Origin of the sequence: Streptomyces sp. NRRL S-646, assembly GCF_000720765.1 — a bacterium.
Classification (GTDB): domain Bacteria; phylum Actinomycetota; class Actinomycetes; order Streptomycetales; family Streptomycetaceae; genus Streptomyces.
On record NZ_JODC01000011.1, the window covers coordinates 197,628 to 212,974 of the forward strand.

At 71.4% G+C, this 15,347-nt stretch carries 13 protein-coding genes; 7 read left to right on the forward strand and 6 right to left on the reverse strand.

The window, feature by feature from the left end; genetic code table 11:
- The first annotated feature begins 166 nt into the window (after window positions 1-166).
- Window positions 167-748: a sigma-70 family RNA polymerase sigma factor gene (locus IH68_RS0129575; protein WP_030940998.1), complete on the forward strand. Its 582-nt coding sequence runs from the start codon at window positions 167-169 to the stop codon at window positions 746-748.
- Entirely contained in the window at window positions 745-2,175 is a 1,431-nt protein-coding gene (locus IH68_RS0129580) for a maleylpyruvate isomerase N-terminal domain-containing protein (RefSeq protein ID WP_030941000.1), read from the forward strand. The genes IH68_RS0129575 and IH68_RS0129580 overlap by 4 nt, the downstream gene beginning before the upstream one ends.
- A 144-nt stretch (window positions 2,176-2,319) precedes the next feature.
- Here IH68_RS0129580 and purU read toward each other — a convergent pair whose 3' ends face one another.
- On the reverse strand, window positions 2,320-3,201 hold the full coding sequence (gene purU / locus IH68_RS0129585) for a formyltetrahydrofolate deformylase (RefSeq protein ID WP_030941002.1): 882 nt from the start codon (window positions 3,199-3,201) through the stop codon (window positions 2,320-2,322).
- Between the two features lie 46 nt (window positions 3,202-3,247).
- Window positions 3,248-3,748 (reverse strand): SCO4402 family protein, encoded by a 501-nt coding sequence (locus tag IH68_RS0129590; RefSeq protein WP_063763555.1) that lies wholly within the window; start codon window positions 3,746-3,748, stop codon window positions 3,248-3,250.
- 117 nt (window positions 3,749-3,865) lie between these two features.
- On the opposite strand from IH68_RS0129590, the gene IH68_RS0129595 reads away from it, so the two are divergent.
- Window positions 3,866-5,173, forward strand: a complete 1,308-nt coding sequence (locus IH68_RS0129595; RefSeq protein WP_030941008.1) for an ABC transporter substrate-binding protein — start codon at window positions 3,866-3,868, stop codon at window positions 5,171-5,173.
- A gap of 22 nt (window positions 5,174-5,195) precedes the next feature.
- On the opposite strand, the gene IH68_RS0129600 is transcribed toward IH68_RS0129595, so the two are convergent.
- On the reverse strand, window positions 5,196-7,067 hold the full coding sequence (locus tag IH68_RS0129600; RefSeq protein ID WP_030941010.1) for a hypothetical protein: 1,872 nt from the start codon (window positions 7,065-7,067) through the stop codon (window positions 5,196-5,198).
- 189 nt (window positions 7,068-7,256) lie between these two features.
- A complete protein-coding gene (locus tag IH68_RS0129605) occupies window positions 7,257-8,642 on the reverse strand; it encodes a hypothetical protein (RefSeq protein WP_030941012.1) in 1,386 nt (461 codons plus the stop codon).
- 266 nt (window positions 8,643-8,908) lie between these two features.
- On the opposite strand from IH68_RS0129605, the gene IH68_RS0129610 reads away from it, so the two are divergent.
- The 3 genes from IH68_RS0129610 to IH68_RS0129620 all read left to right on the forward strand — a co-directional run bounded on the left by IH68_RS0129610 (window position 8,909) and on the right by IH68_RS0129620 (window position 12,054).
- Window positions 8,909-9,562, forward strand: a complete 654-nt coding sequence (locus IH68_RS0129610) for a bifunctional DNA primase/polymerase (RefSeq protein ID WP_030941015.1) — start codon at window positions 8,909-8,911, stop codon at window positions 9,560-9,562.
- Window positions 9,563-9,670: 108 nt separating this feature from the next.
- Complete coding sequence (locus IH68_RS0129615; RefSeq protein WP_030941018.1) at window positions 9,671-10,462, forward strand: ABC transporter ATP-binding protein; 792 nt, start codon at window positions 9,671-9,673, stop codon at window positions 10,460-10,462.
- Window positions 10,459-12,054: a hypothetical protein gene (locus IH68_RS0129620; protein WP_030941020.1), complete on the forward strand. Its 1,596-nt coding sequence runs from the start codon at window positions 10,459-10,461 to the stop codon at window positions 12,052-12,054. Before IH68_RS0129615 ends, IH68_RS0129620 begins: the two co-directional genes overlap by 4 nt.
- Window positions 12,055-12,210: 156 nt before the next feature.
- Here IH68_RS0129620 and IH68_RS0129625 read toward each other — a convergent pair whose 3' ends face one another.
- Window positions 12,211-13,083 carry an alpha/beta fold hydrolase gene (locus tag IH68_RS0129625; RefSeq protein WP_030941022.1) on the reverse strand — a complete coding sequence of 291 codons (873 nt, stop codon included), beginning with the start codon at window positions 13,081-13,083 and terminating at the stop codon, window positions 12,211-12,213.
- A 555-nt stretch (window positions 13,084-13,638) separates the two neighbouring features.
- Window positions 13,639-14,331 (reverse strand): metal-dependent transcriptional regulator, encoded by a 693-nt coding sequence (locus IH68_RS0129630; RefSeq protein ID WP_030941023.1) that lies wholly within the window; start codon window positions 14,329-14,331, stop codon window positions 13,639-13,641.
- 225 nt (window positions 14,332-14,556) lie between these two features.
- On the opposite strand from IH68_RS0129630, the gene IH68_RS0129635 reads away from it, so the two are divergent.
- Window positions 14,557-15,312, forward strand: a complete 756-nt coding sequence (locus IH68_RS0129635) for an SIS domain-containing protein (protein WP_030941025.1) — start codon at window positions 14,557-14,559, stop codon at window positions 15,310-15,312.
- Window positions 15,313-15,347 lie beyond the last annotated feature (35 nt).

Genomic DNA, 15,347 nt, shown 5'->3' on the forward strand with positions numbered 1-15,347 from the left:
ATCCTGTTCGATCAGGTCTGATCGAAGGTCGAGCGGGTAGGCAGGCACAGAACGCAGGCTGCACACATTGCGACAAAGCGACGTGCACTGTCGTAGGTGCCGACTACATTCGAGGAGACGATGGACGCAGGCCGGGCCGACGAACGGGCAGGGGTGAGGGGGCCGTATGACGAAGAAGGACGCACCGCCCCGCTGGGACCGCAAGATGCAGCAGCGACTTGCACGCGGTGAGGCGGCCGCCCTCGGCGAGCTCTACGACCGGTTCGCCTCCCTCGTGCACGGCCTGGCCCACCGCGTCCTCGGGGACGAGCGCGCGGCCGACGGCATCACCCGCGACGTCTTCGCCCACGTCTGGGAACACCCCGAGGCGTACGACCCCAAGCAGGGCCCGCTGCGCTCCTGGGTCGCCACGCTGACCCACCGCCTCGCCGTGCAGCGACTGCGCGCCACCGAGACCGCCGCCCTGGCCCAGGGCTCCGGCGGCTCCGCCGAGGACCTGGAGCGCAAGGTGCGCCGCGCCTCGGTCGCCGCCCGCGCCGACTACATCGTCACGTCCATGCCCGCCCCGCTGCGCGCCGCCCTGGACCTCGCCTACTTCCAGCGCCGCGACTACCGCCAGACCGCCGCCGACCTCGGCGTCACCGAGGACGAGGCCCGCCGCCGGCTGCGCCTGGGCCTGCAGCTCCTGTCCACCGCCCACGACGCCGGCGCACCCGGGGCACCGCCCGGTTACGGGGGTGCCGTGTGAACGACGCAGGCAGCGCGGACCGCTTCGACCACGGGGGATTCGACGGCGAGGACGACCCCGACGGCAAGAACGGCCCGGCGGGCACTGGCGGTTTCGACGACAAGAACGACAAACGCGACGAGCAGCACAAGTCCGAGCAGCAGGAGGGGTACGGCATCCCGGGCGGACCCGCGAACGACAAGGGCAACGACACCGGCCAGGGCCCCGACCAGCCGCCCCGCATACCGATGCCCCGCGCCTCCGTCGAGGACGGCGGAGGGCCGCTGCCCACGCTGGAGGACCTGGCAGAGGCGGCGGCGCAGCCCGCCCCGCTGGTCCTGGAGCACCGCGTTCTGAAGTCGCTGCTCGGCGCATGGGCGCTGGCCGCCTGCTCGCCGGACGAGACGGCGGCCGTCGAGGAGCACCTGGGCGACTGCGGCTCCTGCGCCGACGAGGCGCTCCGGCTGCGCGAGGCGGTCGGTCTGCTGCACCAGCCGGAGAGCCTCGACCTGGACCCGGGCCTGCGCACCCGCGTCCTGGACGGCTGCCTCGACCGGCGCCCGCCCCGCATCCCGGTGCCCGGCTGGGCGGCTCCGTACGACGCCGAGGCCGCCCGGCTCGACGCCCTGCTGCAGGACATCGGGGACGCCGAGTGGCACAGGCCCGTGCGGCTGCGCTGGTTCGAGGACGAGGGCCCGATGACCCGTCGTACGACGGTCGCCGGGGTCATCGCCCACCTGCTGTCGGTCGACGGGCTGGTCGCGGTCGCCCTCGGCCTGGGCGACCCGCTCGGCGACCTGGCCGCGGCGGGCCCCACACCCCGGGCCCGCACCGAGGCGTACTGGCGCACCTCGCACTTCCCGCCCAACCGTTCCGTACGGTCCCCCTGGCGCGAACAGACCCACGACCTCGTCCGCACGGTGTCCTTCACCAGCGACTCGGGACCGGCCCGGCCGGCCGTCTCCTACGGCGACTTCGAACTGCCGCTGCGGGACGCGATGCTGGACCGGGCCTTCGAGTGCTGGGTGCACGCCGAGGACATCGCCGAGGCCGTCGACTACCCGTACGAGCCGCCCGCCCCACGCCATATGCACCGGATGATCGACCTCGCGGCCCGCGTCCTTCCCGCCACGCTGGCTCAGCGGCGCCGGACAGGTCTCGCGACACCCGCCCACGGCCGCCACCTGGGCGTCGCCGGCGAGCCCGGCCGAAGCCTGCGCCTGGAGATCGAGGGGCTGGGCGGCGGCGAGTGGCTGATCCCTCTGGACTCCCCCGCAGCCGTGGGCTCCGCCGAGCACGAGGTGGCCCACATCGCCCTGGACGACGTGGAGTTCTGCCGCCTGACCGCGGGGCATGTGCCTCCGGCGGAGGCGGCGGCCGGCCAGGTCGGTGACCGGGAGGCCATCAAGGATGTGCTGTTCGCTGCTGCGTCTTTGAGCCGGATGTAGGGGCGGGTTACGGATTCGTCGGCGACTGCGGGCGAGTGGGGGCCGTTCGCGCAGTTCCCCGCGCCCCTGAAGGGGCGCGGGGGGGAACTGCGCGAGCAACCACAAACAACCCGCGCCCGCCCGACGGCAGAAGCTCCCGAGCTACTAGGCGAACACAACCGTCCGGCGCCCGTTGAGCAAGATGCGCCGCTCGGCATGCCACTTCACGGCCCGCGCCAGCGCCTGGCACTCCACATCCCGCCCGATCGCCACCAGCTGATCCGGCGTGACGTCATGCCCCACCCGCTCGACCTCCTGCTCGATGATCGGCCCCTCGTCCAGATCGGCCGTCACATAGTGAGCAGTCGCACCGATCAGCTTGACGCCCCTGGTGTGAGCCTGGTGGTACGGCTTCGCACCCTTGAAGCTCGGCAGGAAGGAATGGTGGATGTTGATGATCCGCCCGCTGAGCTGCTTGCACAGATCGTCGGAGAGGACCTGCATATAGCGGGCGAGCACGACCAGCTCGACATCCTCCTCGCGGACGATCTCCAGCAGCCGGGCCTCGGCCTCCGCCTTGGTGTCCTTCGTCACCGGAATGTGGTGGAAAGGAATGTTGTACGAGCCGACCAGCTCGGCAAAGTCCGTGTGGTTGGACACCACCGCCGCGATCTCCACCGGCAGCGCACCGATCCGCGCCCGGAACAGCAGGTCGTTCAGGCAGTGCCCGAACTTGCTGACCATGAGGACGATGCGCATCTTCTCGTCGGCCCGGTTGATCTGCCAGTCCATGTGGAAGGAGTCACCGATCGCCGCGAAGCTCGCCCGCAGCTTGTCCACCGTGACCGGCGCCTCGGCGGAGAAGTGGACGCGCATGAAGAACAGACCCGTGTCGTGGTCGCCGAACTGCTGGCTGTCCTCGATGTTGCAGCCGGTCATGAAGAGATAGCTCGACACGGCGTGCACGATGCCCTGCTTGTCGGGGCAGGAGAGCGTGAGGACGTACTGGTCATCGGGCGCCGCGGCTCGGGTGGACTGCTCGTTCATGCAGGACAGGGTCCCATAAGTGAGCCCCGGTACGGACCGGAGTCCGCTACGCGGACCTCGTCATGATCCGCAGCACCTCGAGCGTGCGCGGCGGCGCGTCCGGGTCCTCCCCGTCGGCTGTCGCCATCCGGACGTGGGCGTCCCGGGCCGCCCGGACCGCCTCCGGCCAGGCCTGGTTCTCGACGTACGCGGAGACCGGGGCGTCGGGCCCGACCTGGTGCATGATCCGCAGCACCCGGAGCACGGCGGTGTCGACGAGGGCCGCCTCCTGGGAGTCCCGGAATATCGTGCCGACGTACTTCTCGGCGGACCAGTTGTCCAGCCAGGTGTCCTCGACCAGGCGGTACACGGCGTCGGTCACGTCCCCGTATCCGTCGACACCGGCCAGCCAGACGTTCTGCTGGAACGCCGGGTCGGAGAGCATGTGCAGCGCGGAGCGCACATTGCTGCGCCAGCGCCACCACGGCATGTCGTTCAGTGGCATGTCGCCCATGGTGGAGGAGCGACGGCCGCGACGGGAAGAGTTCTCCGAACCTTGCACGGTCATCGATCGTACGTTCTTTCGTTCGGGCGTCTCACCGACCCCTGCAATTCACCTCGATGTCACTGATCAATAACCGAGGGTCATCCCCGGGTTGGCGATGTGGCGGAAACGTGTGTGCCCATGACCGGCAGGCGACGCAAGCGCAGCACCTTCCTCCCCACCCGCACCCGGCCCTTCAGAGCCACCGCTCTCCCGGCGGGGGCGCTGGTCGTGTGCGCGTCGCTCGCCGCCGGATGCGGGGTCATCCCCGGTACCACGGGGGGTTCCGGGGATGACCCGATCACCGTCATGACCTGGGCCCCCTCGGACACCAGTGCGACCAACAAGCCCGGCATGCCCGCCTTCGCGCAGGCCTACGCCCGCTGGATCAACGCCCACGGCGGCATCAACGGCCGCAAGCTGAACGTCCTGACCTGCAACGAGCACAACGACAGCGTGGCCGCCGCGAAGTGCGCCCGCCTCGCCGTCAAGGAGAACGTCGTCGCGGTCGTCGGCTCCTACAGCCAGTACGGCGACTCCTACCTCCCCGAGCTGGAGGGCTCCGGCATCCCCTACATCGGCGGCTACGGCGTCACGACCGCCGAGTTCACCAGCCCCATGTCCTACCCCGTCAACGGCGGCCAGCCCGCCCTGCTGGCCGGCCTGGGCAGGGAACTCGCCGGCAGCTGCGGCCCGGTGGCGCTCATACGGCCCGACAGCATCGCGGGCGACGAACTGCCCGCCATGCTCGACTCCGGCCTGAAGACGGGCGGGCACCGCCCCGCGATCGACCAGCGGGCGGCGGACGACACCACCGAGTACTCGGGGCCCTCGCAGCAGGCGCTGACGGCCACGACCGGCAGCCAGGCGAAGAAGGGGTGCGTGATCCCCGCGCTCGGGGACCGCACCGACACCTTCATGGACTCCTTCCGGCGCGACCGCGAGGACTTCCCGGCGGTGAAGACCGCCGCCACGCTCGACAGCGTCGACCAGACGGTGATCAACGAGTCCGGCGGGCAGTCGGGGCCGTACGAGGGGTCGTACGTCACCGGCTGGTACCCGGTGTCGAGCGACCCGCGCTGGGGCGCCATGAAGAAGGTGATCCAGGAGCAGGCCTTCGGCGACAACCGTATCGACGCCTCGGACACCGGGGTGCAGACGACGTGGATCGCGTACACGGTGTTCAGGTCCGTCGTCACGTCGCTGGGCAGCGGCGACGTGTCCGCCGACACGGTGCGCAAGGCCCTCGACGACGGGCTGAAGGTCGACACGGGCGGACTGACGCCGACGCTGCAGTGGTCCGCCGAGAGCCCGCTGGCCGCCATCGGCTTCTCCCGCCTGGTCAACGCCGACGTGACGCTCCAGGTCGTGCGTCAGGGCCAACTCGTGGCGGCGAACAAGGGGTTCGTGGACGTGACGAAGACGCTTCAGAGCGCGGACGTGAACTGAGGCTCACGTCCGCGCGTGCACGTCACAGCTGGACCGGCTGGCGCTGGGTCAGGCCGTAGGTCTTCGCGATGGCGTTCCACAGCTGGGCCGCCTTGACCTTCTGCTGGCTGGCGGTGCCGCTCTCGCGGTTGCCGGCCGCGGTCTGGCCGGTGGGGCGGGCCTGGCCCTTCTTGCAGCCCTTCTTGCCGCCGACCTGGTCGGCCCAGGCCGCGTAGTGGTTGTCGGCCGCCGCGGACGCCTGCCAGGCCCTGGTGAGTGCGGCGGTGAGCGCGGCGTGGTTCGGGAGCTTGTCGACGGACAGGCCGGACAGCCGGGTGACCAGCTCGGTGCGCTGCTTGGCCGCGTCGCGCAGGTCGGAGGCGGCCTGGCCGAGGTCCTTGCACCCCTTCACACCGGCCACCGCCCGGATCACCGAGGCCCGGCTGTCACCGCTGTCGGCGAGCAGCTTGTCCAGGGCGACGGCCTGCTGTTTCGCCGGATCGCCGGCCGACGAGGCGGAGCCGTCGGTCGCCGGGGCCGTGGCGGAGACGGGCTGGTTCTTGTCCTTGCTGTCGCCGCCCCCACTGTTGAGCAGCGCGCCGGCGCCGATGCCGAGCACCACGATGCCGACACCGATCGCGGCGATGAGCGGCACCCGCGAACGGCTCCGGCCGCCGCTGCCGCTCCGGCTGTCGTCGCCCGGCGGGGAGTACGCGGCCTGTGGGGAGTACGCGGCCTGCGGGGGCGGCTGCTGGAAACGCGGCATCTGCTGCGTGGCCTGAGCGGGGCTCTCGCCGCCCGGCCCGCTGCGGAACAGGCTGTCGAACTCGGCGGGCGGCTGCCGGTCCCCGCCCTGCGGCATGCCGTACGGCGCCTGCCCGGCCACGGGCGGTATGTACTGGGTGGCCTCGGAGTCGGGCCCGGCCGCCTGCGGCGCACGCCCCAGGAACTGCGTCGCCTCCGAGACCGATCCGCCCCCACTCACCTCGGGCGGCAGCGCCCCCGGCGCAACGGGCGGAATGTACTGCGTCGCCCCTTCCGTATTGGAAACAGCAGCGACGGGCGGTATGTACTGGGTCGCTCCCTCGTCGACAGCGGGTGGAAGAGGAGCGGCACCGAGGCCGCCGGGGACGGCGGAAGAGCCGTAGCCGCCCGCGGCGGCGGGAGGCAGCGGCGCGGCCGGGCCACCCTGCGACGCAGCCCCCGAAGCCGAGGCACCGTATGCGTCCGCACCCTGCGCGGCAGCAGAGCCGTAGCCGCCGGGGGCGGCGGGTGGGAGCGGCGCGGCCGATCCTCCCTGCCCGGCGGGCGGCAGGGCCGCGCCAGGGGTGGAAGCGCCGTACGTGTCGGCGGGCGGCAGGGGCGCGTTCGCCGGGGGCTGCGACGTGGCGGGCTGCCCGCCGTACGACGGGGCCGGGGGGCCCTCAGGGGGCAGTGCTCCGGACGTGGGCGCACCCCACTGGTCGGGGGGCGGCGACTGCTGCTGGTCGGGTGCTCCCCATCCCTGGGCCGGCGGCGTCGGCCAGCCCTGGCCCGGCGGCGGGGCCGGGCTGTGCTGCTGCTCGGGGCCCCACGGTGTGCCCCAGGCCTGACCGCCGGGCGGGGCCGCGCCCGGGGCCGCCTGCTGGCCGCCGTACGGGCCGCTCTGCTGGCCGCCGTAGGGGCCCGGCTGCTGACCGCCGTACGAGCCCGTCTGGCCGTTGTACTGGCCGGGCTGCGGGCCGTTGTACGGAGCGGACTGCTGCCCGGCGGAGTTACCGGGAGGCGGTCCGGCGTAGGGGCCGGACTGCGGGCCGTTCTGGCTCTGTGCGCCCAGCATGCCCGGCAGCAGGGGCTCGCCGCCGTCGGAGGGCAGCACGATGCCTTCGCGCGCTTCGCGCGGCGAGGGCTCCTCGCCCTGTCCACTCTGCGTCACCGGGACTCCTACGAATGGGGGACCTTCGGAATCGTCGGCTCACGCTACCGGGTCCCCCGAGCCGGGTGCCACGCAGCTCAGGGCGCAACCTCCTTCCCTGTGACAGCAGTAACAAAACCGCTCTACAGACCGCTGTATCTGTCACCCAATTCGACCGCCCCGCCCGGCCACCGGCCGTTTCCCGCAGGTTCACGCAGCCGCCTGCAAGTCGAGCCGCGCCCCGAACTCACGCACCACCGGCTCGTCCCGGTACGGGTCCAGCCGCTGCTGGAAGTCCTCCAGGTACTCGGCGCCCCGGTTGGAGCGCAGGGACTCCAGGAGCTCCACGGCCTTCAGCCCCGTGTTGCAGGCCTGCTCGATCTCACGCTGCTGCACCTGCGCGGTGGCCAGCAGCACGTAGCCGATGGCCCGCCTGCGCGCCTTGGTCTCGGGGAGCCCGGACAGGGACTCCTGCGCGCGCCGCGCCGCCGCCTCGGCCTGCCCGAGGTCGCGGTGGCAGTGCGCCAACTCGTCGGCCAGATACGCCTCGTCGAAGTGCGTGATCCACGCCGGGTCGTCCCCGGAGGCGGAATCGGCGGACTCCAGCGCCGAGACCGCCCGCCCGGAAGCCACCTGGGCCGCCCGCACATCGCCCATCAACGCGTGCCCGCGCGCCTCCGCCGCGTAGAACATCGCCTCCGCGCGCGGTGTCACGCGCCCACGCGCCCCCTCCTGCGCCGCCCGCGCCAACTGCGCGATCTCACGCGGGTTTCCGAGCTGCGCGGCGAGATGGCTCATGGAGGCGGCGAGGACGTACCCGCCGTAGCCGCGGTCCCCGGCGGCCTGCGCGAGCCGTAGCGCCTGGATGTAGTACCGCTGGGCCAGGCCCGGTTGGCCGGTGTCGACGGCCATGTAGCCCGCGAGCTCGGTCAGTCGGGCCACCGCGGCGAACAGGTCACGGCCGACGGCCTCCCGGTACGACCCCGCCAGCAGCCCCGAGACGACGCTGTTGAGGTAGTGCACGACGACCGGCCGCACATGCCCGCTGCCGTACTGATGGTCCAGATCCACCAGCGCCTGCGTCATGGCGCGCACGGCCGCCACGTCGGACTGCCCCACCCGCGGTCCCGCCGAGCGCGACACCTGCGAGTCGGGCGAGGAGATCAGCCAGTCCCGGCTCGGCTCGACCAGCGCGGACGCGGCGACGGACGAGCCGGACAGGAAGTCCCGGCGCCCCACGTCACTGCGCCACAGCTCGCAGACCTGCTCGATGGCCCCCAGTACCGTCGGCGAGAACTGGAGACCGACACCCGAGGCGAGGTTCTTGCCGTTGGCCATGCCGATCTCGTCGATCGTGACCGTGCGGCCGAGCTTGCGGCCCAGCGCCTCCGCGATGATCGCCGGGGCGCGCCCGCGCGGCTGCTGCCCGCGCAGCCAACGGGCCACGGACGTCTTGTCGTAGCGCAGGTCGAGGCCGTGCTCGGCGCCGCACATGTTGACCCGACGGGCGAGCCCGGCGTTCGAGCACCCCGCCTCCTGGATGAGCGCCTGCAACCGTTCGTTCGGCTGTCGCGCGACGAGAGGCCTTGCGGCCATGACGTACCCCCTGGGAACAATTCCCTGAAGCGAAAAGATCCGGCCGTGAAGATCAATGCCCCGCCGACAGACCTAAAATGCGAGGCTTGCGCGGATTGCCGGGGTAAAGGCGGAAGCCGACCCCACGGGTGGCTACCCAGCTCACGCCGAGGTTCCTCCCGCGCGCCCCCACACGTGCATCCATGCGCCCCAGATACGGAATCAATGCTCCTCCCCCGCGCGCGCTACCCCCGTAACTCCAGGTAGGTACGGGAGTTGAGTTCACCGTGGAAGAGACGATCGCCGGCCCCGAAGCCGCTCAGATTCCGAAGCAGCGTGGGGAATCGCTGCAGGAGACCGCCGTACGCTACGCCGAGGAGCGCCACTGGGACGTCTTCCCCGGCACCTGGCTGGAAGCCGTCGACGGGGTGTGGCACTGCTCCTGCGGCGACCCCGCGTGCGCCGCGCGCGGCGCACATCCGGCGGGCGACGACTGGGAGGCGCTGGCGACGGGCAGTGCGACCGTCGCCCGCCGAATGTGGCAGAAGCATCCGACGGCGTCGATCCTGCTGCCGACGGGGCGTACGTTCGACGCGATCGAGGTCGCCGAGACCGCGGGGTTCCTCGCGCTGGCGCGCATGGAGCGCATGGAGTTGACGCTCGGTCCTGTGACGTTGACGCCGGATCGTCGGATGCACTTCTTCGTGCTGCCCGGTGCGGCGGTGAAGATGCCCGAGCTGGTGCGGAAGTTGGGCTGGTCGCCCTCTTCGCTGGATCTCGTCGCGCTCGGGGAGGGCGCGTATGTGGCTGCGCCGCCTACGCGGTACGGGGCCCGTGGTGCCGTTCAGTGGGCCTGTCGGCCCACGCCCGCCAATCGGTGGCTGCCGGATGCGGAGGAACTGATTTCGCCGCTCGCCTATGCGTGTGGGCGGGATCGGTAATTTCGCGACTGCGGGTTCGTTGTGGTTGCTCGCGCCCACGCGGCGGAGCCGCATATCAGCAGCAGTCCCGCGCCCCTACGGGGCGCCACCCCACCGTAGGGTTCTTGCATGACGTCGGAAGCAGTGGTGGGCACAGCCGCCGTACGTGTGCAGGGACTGTGGAAACGATTCGGGCAGCAGGTTGCCGTTGCCGGGATTGATCTGGAGTTGCCCGCGGGGAAGTTCATCGGGCTCGTCGGGCCGAACGGGGCCGGGAAGACCACCACTCTGTCCATGGTGACCGGGCTGCTGCGGCCCGATCAGGGGAGTGTCGAGGTCGTCGGGCACGACGTGTGGCGGGACCCGGTGGCGGTGAAGGCCCGGATCGGGGTGCTGCCGGAGGGGCTGCGGCTCTTCGAGCGGCTGTCGGGGCGTGAACTGCTCGCGTACATCGGGCGGTTGCGCGGACTGCCCGGAGCCGAGGTCGACAAGCGGGCCACGCAGCTTCTCGATGTACTCGACCTGGCCGGCGCCCAGCACAAGCTCGTCGTCGACTATTCGACCGGCATGCGCAAGAAGATCGGCCTCGCGGCCGCGCTGCTCCACAACCCCGAAGTGCTCTTCCTCGACGAGCCGTTCGAAGGCGTCGACCCGGTGTCCGCCCAGACCATCCGCGGGGTCCTGGAGCGGTACACGGCGTCGGGCGCCACCGTCGTCTTCTCCTCCCATGTCATGGAGCTCGTCGAGTCCCTGTGCGACTGGGTGGCCGTGATGGCCGCCGGTCGTATCCGCGCCCACGGCACGCTCGCCGAGGTGCGCGGGGAGGCGGCCTCCCTGCAGCAGGCGTTCCTCGAACTCGTCGGCGCGGGCGGCCGCGACACCGGGTCGCACCTGGACTGGCTGGGCGGCGGCGCACGATGACGGGCGAAGCCAACCTCACTCCCGTCTTCGTACGGCTGAAGCTGTCCCTGCTGCGCAACGGGCTCAGGCAGTCCGCCGGGCGGCGGGCCGCCTATGTCGTCTCGGCCGTCGTCGTGGTGCTGTTCGGGGCGCTGCAGCTGCTCGGCCTGATCGCGCTGCACGGGAACACGCACGCCCTGCCCGTGGGCGCGCTGCTGGTGGCCGTACTGGCGCTGGGCTGGGCGGTGATGCCGCTGTTCTTTCCGAGCGGTGACGAGACGCTCGACCCGACGCGGCTGGTGATGCTGCCGCTGCGGCCCCGGCCGCTGGTGCGGGCGCTGCTCGCGGCCTCGCTGGTGGGCATCGGGCCGCTGTTCACGCTGCTTCTGCTGACCGGGGCGGTGATCGCGGTCGCGCACGGCGGGGCGGCCTACGCCGTCGGCGTCTTCGCCGTCGCCCTCGGGCTGCTGGTGTGCGTGGCCCTGGCGCGGGCCGTCGCCGCCGCCAACCTCCGCCTGCTGACCAGCCGCAAGGGCCGCGACCTGGCGGTGCTGAGCGGCCTGGTCATCGCGATCGGCGCGCAGCTGGTCAACTTCGGGGCGCAGCACCTGGGTTCCTCCGGGCTCTCGCAACTCGACCCGGTGGCGGACGTCCTGAAGTGGGTGCCGCCCGCGTCGGCCATCGGCGCGGTGGACTCGGCAAGCGACGGCTCGTACGGCGTCGCCGCCCTCCAACTCGCCCTGACAGTAGGCGCGTTGATGCTGCTGCTCGCCGTGTGGTCCCGCCATCTGACCCGGCTGATGACCTCGCCCGACGGCTCCACCCTCCAGGCCGCCGAACCCGCCGCCCGCGAACGGACCACCGGCGGCCTCGCCCGCCTGCTGCCCGCCGGACGCACCGGCACCGTCATGGAACGCAGCCTGCGCTACATCTGGCGCGACCCCAAGACCAAGGCGGCCTGGGTGACCTCGCTCGCCATCGGCCTGATCGTGCCCGTGTTCAACGCCCTTCAGGGCACCGGCTCGATCTACTTCGCGTGCTTCGCCGCGGGGATGCTCGGCATCCAGATGTACAACCAGTTCGGGCAGGACACCTCCGCGTTCTGGATGGTCGCCACGACCATCTCCTCCACGCACGACGCCTACGTCGAGCTGCGCGGGCGGGCCCTCACCCTGCTGGTGATCACCCTCCCGTACGCCACCCTCGTGACCGTCCTGACCACCGCGATGCTCGGCGACTGGCCCCGCCTGCCCGAGGTACTCGGCCTGTCCTTCGCGCTGCTCGGCGCGATGCTGGCGACCGGCGCATGGACGTCCGCCCGTTTCCCGTACTCCATCCCCCAGGAGGGCTACAAGAACGTGGCCCCCGGCCAGGCCGGCCTCGCCTGGATCTCCATCTTCGGCGGCATGGTCTCGGCGGCCCTGCTCTCCGCGCCCGTCATCGTGGCCACGATCTGGGTGAACGTGGCCAAGGACGGCGACGACTGGGGCTGGCTCCTGCTCCCGGTGGGCGCGGCATACGCCGCCACGATCACCTGGTCAGGCCTACGCCTGGCGGCCCCACGCACGGCGGCCCGCCTGCCGGAGATCCTTACGGCGGTGAGCAAGGGCTGACGGCACCTTCCTCGCCCGGGGGGCACTGCAACGCGCCCCAAAGGGGCGCGGGGCTGTGTCGATTTGCGGCTCCGCCGCGTGGGCGCGACAAGCCACAGACAACCTGCACACGCCAACGAACAAGGACCCCCGAGCTATTAGGCCCCCCGCCCAGCCTCACGCAGTGAGTACGGCATCCAGGAACGGCTCGATCGCCGCCCGCCAAGCCGCCGGCTGGTCGTAATGCACCAGATGACCGGCGTCAGCCACCTCCGCATACTCGCCGAGAGGCAACACCCGCACCATCTCCTGCGCCTCGGCCCGCCCCAGCTCCCCGTCGAGCCCGCGCACGACCAGCGCCGGGCACTGCACAGCGGCAAGTTCCTCCCAGTGCGCGTCGTACACCCAGGTCTCACGGGAGCGGAGCATCTGCTCGTAGTCGAAGACGGGGCGCCAGCCGTCGGGCGACTCGTGCATCACCTCGGCGTAGAACTCCCCCCGCGCCGGGTTCGGCCGCTCCACCCACGGATCGTCCTCACCGAACCACTTGCGAACATCGGCAAGCGTGGCAAAGGGAACCGGCCAGGCCTTGAACCAGTCCGCCCACTCACGCTGCGAGGCGGCACCCAGCGCGGAGGCCCGCATATCGCAGATGATCAGCCCCCGCACCAGATCGGGGCGCTTCGCGGCGAGCTGCCAGGCCGTCAGCGCGCCCATGGCGTGGCCGATGAGAACGGCCGGGGCGAGGCCGAGCTGCTCGAGCGCGGCCTCGGCGTCCTCGACGTAGGCCTCGCGGGTGAAGGAGGCCTGCGGGGGCTTGCCGCTCTGGCCGTGGCCGCGCTGGTCGAGCGCGACGGCGCGGTGCCGCCCGGAGAGCCAGCGGGCGGTGGACGCCCAGTGCGAGGCCCGGCCCATCAGGCCGTGCAGTAACAGCACACCGGGGGTGTCCTCGGGTGCGGGCTGCGCCGGGTCGGTCTTGGGAGGGTCGCCGAACTCCCAGGCCGCGAGGCGTACGCCGCCCGCCCCGGTCACGTCGATGCGTCGCGCCATGGTCCTGGCACCCCCCTAGCTCCGCTCGGACCGCTCGCTCCCGCTCGAGCCGGCCGGTCCTGTGAACCGTGTCCTGCCGTGCCGTGCAGCTGCCTGTTCGTGTGAGCTCAGTTCTCGTGCGCTCACTCCTGAAGCGCACATTCCGCGTGACCTGTCACCGAAGACTATCGAATGGGTATTCGAAAACGCTGAGTCTGCGGGCAACACCCCTCGTACGAGTGACCCCGCCCGAGGAATGATCGCCTCCGCCGAGGGGAGATCTTCAGCGGGAGGCGGACCGCTCGGGGAAAACGGTCCGAAGGGGATGACCCTGAGAGCTCGGGGCTCCGGGTCAGCACAGGGGAGGACAGGCCCCGGCGCCACACGGCGCCGGGGCCCTCCACACGTCTGCGGCACATCCTCCCGACCCCCCTCAGGTCATATGCCTCACGCGACAGCCTCGCACGCGAACCGTCCGAGCGCTGCGATTTCGACGCACCGAATCCCGGCGCCGAAGAGATCGACGACCAGCCCGCAGCACGCCTCAAACCCCCCTGGAACAACGGAAGTTGACGGTCAGCGCTTGGCGACGAACACATGGGAGGCGACATCCGCCTCCAGCTCGGCCGCCTCACCGCCGCTGCCCACCAGCACACCGCCCGCCGACTCCGTGACACTCACCACCGAACCGGGCTGCACACCCGCCCGCCGCAGCGTGTACATCAGCTGCGCATCCGTCTGGATCGGCTCACCGATACGGCGCACCACGACCGTCTTGCCATCGGCACCCGGGTCGAGGTCCGCCAGCGACACCATGCCCTCGTCCAGGAACGGGTCCGCGCCGTCCTTCTCGCCCAGCTCCTCCAGACCCGGGATCGGGTTGCCGTACGGCGACTCCGTCGGGTGCCGCAGCAGCTCCAGCACGCGCCGCTCCACCGCCTCGCTCATCACGTGCTCCCAGCGGCACGCCTCCGCATGCACCTGCTCCCACTCCAGGCCGATCACATCGACCAGCAGACACTCGGCGAGCCGGTGCTTGCGCATCACGCGCGTCGCCAGCCGACGGCCCTCGTCCGTGAGCTCCAGATGGCGGTCCGTCGCCACGGACACGAGACCGTCCCGCTCCATCCGCGCCACGGTCTGGCTGACGGTCGGCCCGCTCTGGTCCAGCCGCTCGGCGATCCGGGCGCGCATGGGGACCACACCTTCCTCCTCCAGCTCGAGGATGGTGCGGAGATACATCTCCGTGGTGTCGATCAGTCCGGACATACGTGCCCCTCGATGAGTACTGCCGGAAGCACGACAGCTTCCCGGCGCGTGCGCTGGCCCTGGATTCAATTCTGACGCATACCACCGACAACCGTGCCGCGCCGTGGAAACCACGGCGTTACGCCGGGCCGCTCACCCCCCGTATTGACACGGCACTGGTCCAGACCGCACGGTGATCCGCGACACATCCGCGCCCGGACCCCACACCGCCCCGGAAGGACCCGCATGAGCGACGGCAAACTGGCCGACCAGTTCTTCGACGCCGCGATCGACCTCCTGCAACGGGTCCGGGACGAGGAGGCACAGTCCATCACCGCGGCCGGCACCCTGCTCGCCGACACCGTCGCGAACGGCGGACGACTCTTCGCCTTCGGCGCCGGCCACTCCTCCCTCGCCGCCCAGGACGTCGTCTACCGCGCGGGCGGCCTCGCCCTGATGAACCTGCTCGCCGTACCGGGCGTCGTCGGCGTCGACGTGATGCCGGCCACGCTGGGCTCCGCCCTGGAGCGCGTCGACGGCCTCGCAACCGCCGTCCTCGACTCCTCGCCGCTCCGCTCCGGGGACACCCTGGTGATCATCTCCCTCTCCGGCCGCAACGCCCTCCCCGTCGAAATGGCCCTGCACGCCCGCACGCTCGGCGTGAAGGTCATCGGCGTGACCTCAGTGGCGTACGCGACCGAGACCCGGTCCCGGCACACCTCCGGCAGCTACCTGCGCGACCACTGCGACATCGTCCTCGACTCCAAGATCCCCATCGGCGACGCCACCCTCACCCTCGACACCATCCCGGCCCCCTTCGCCCCGGCATCGACCGTCGTCACCAGCGCAATCCTGCAGGCAGTCATGGCCACAGCAGCGGGCACACTCGCCGAGCGCGGCATCGAACCACCCCTACTGCGCTCCGGGAACGTGGACGGCGGCCACGAGTGGAACGCCCGGGTGATGGAGGAGTACGGGGACCGGATCTTCTACCAGCAGTAGGAACCGGCGCAGCCTGCGGGCTTCGTGCCGCCGGG

Excerpts from the sequence above, each read along its gene's own strand:
- IH68_RS0129590 (WP_063763555.1), bottom strand. The coding sequence starts at position 3,748 with ATGACCGTGCAAGGTTCGGAGAACTCTTCCCGTCGCGGCCGTCGCTCC.
- IH68_RS0129615 (WP_030941018.1), top strand. The coding sequence starts at position 9,671 with ATGACGTCGGAAGCAGTGGTGGGCACAGCCGCCGTACGTGTGCAGGGA.
- IH68_RS0129630 (WP_030941023.1), bottom strand. The coding sequence starts at position 14,331 with ATGTCCGGACTGATCGACACCACGGAGATGTATCTCCGCACCATCCTC.
- IH68_RS0129635 (WP_030941025.1), top strand. The coding sequence starts at position 14,557 with ATGAGCGACGGCAAACTGGCCGACCAGTTCTTCGACGCCGCGATCGAC.
- IH68_RS0129595 (WP_030941008.1), top strand. The coding sequence starts at position 3,866 with ATGACCGGCAGGCGACGCAAGCGCAGCACCTTCCTCCCCACCCGCACC.
- purU (WP_030941002.1), bottom strand. The coding sequence starts at position 3,201 with ATGAACGAGCAGTCCACCCGAGCCGCGGCGCCCGATGACCAGTACGTC.
- IH68_RS0129575 (WP_030940998.1), top strand. The coding sequence starts at position 167 with ATGACGAAGAAGGACGCACCGCCCCGCTGGGACCGCAAGATGCAGCAG.
- IH68_RS0129625 (WP_030941022.1), bottom strand. The coding sequence starts at position 13,083 with ATGGCGCGACGCATCGACGTGACCGGGGCGGGCGGCGTACGCCTCGCG.
- IH68_RS0129620 (WP_030941020.1), top strand. The coding sequence starts at position 10,459 with ATGACGGGCGAAGCCAACCTCACTCCCGTCTTCGTACGGCTGAAGCTG.
- IH68_RS0129605 (WP_030941012.1), bottom strand. The coding sequence starts at position 8,642 with ATGGCCGCAAGGCCTCTCGTCGCGCGACAGCCGAACGAACGGTTGCAG.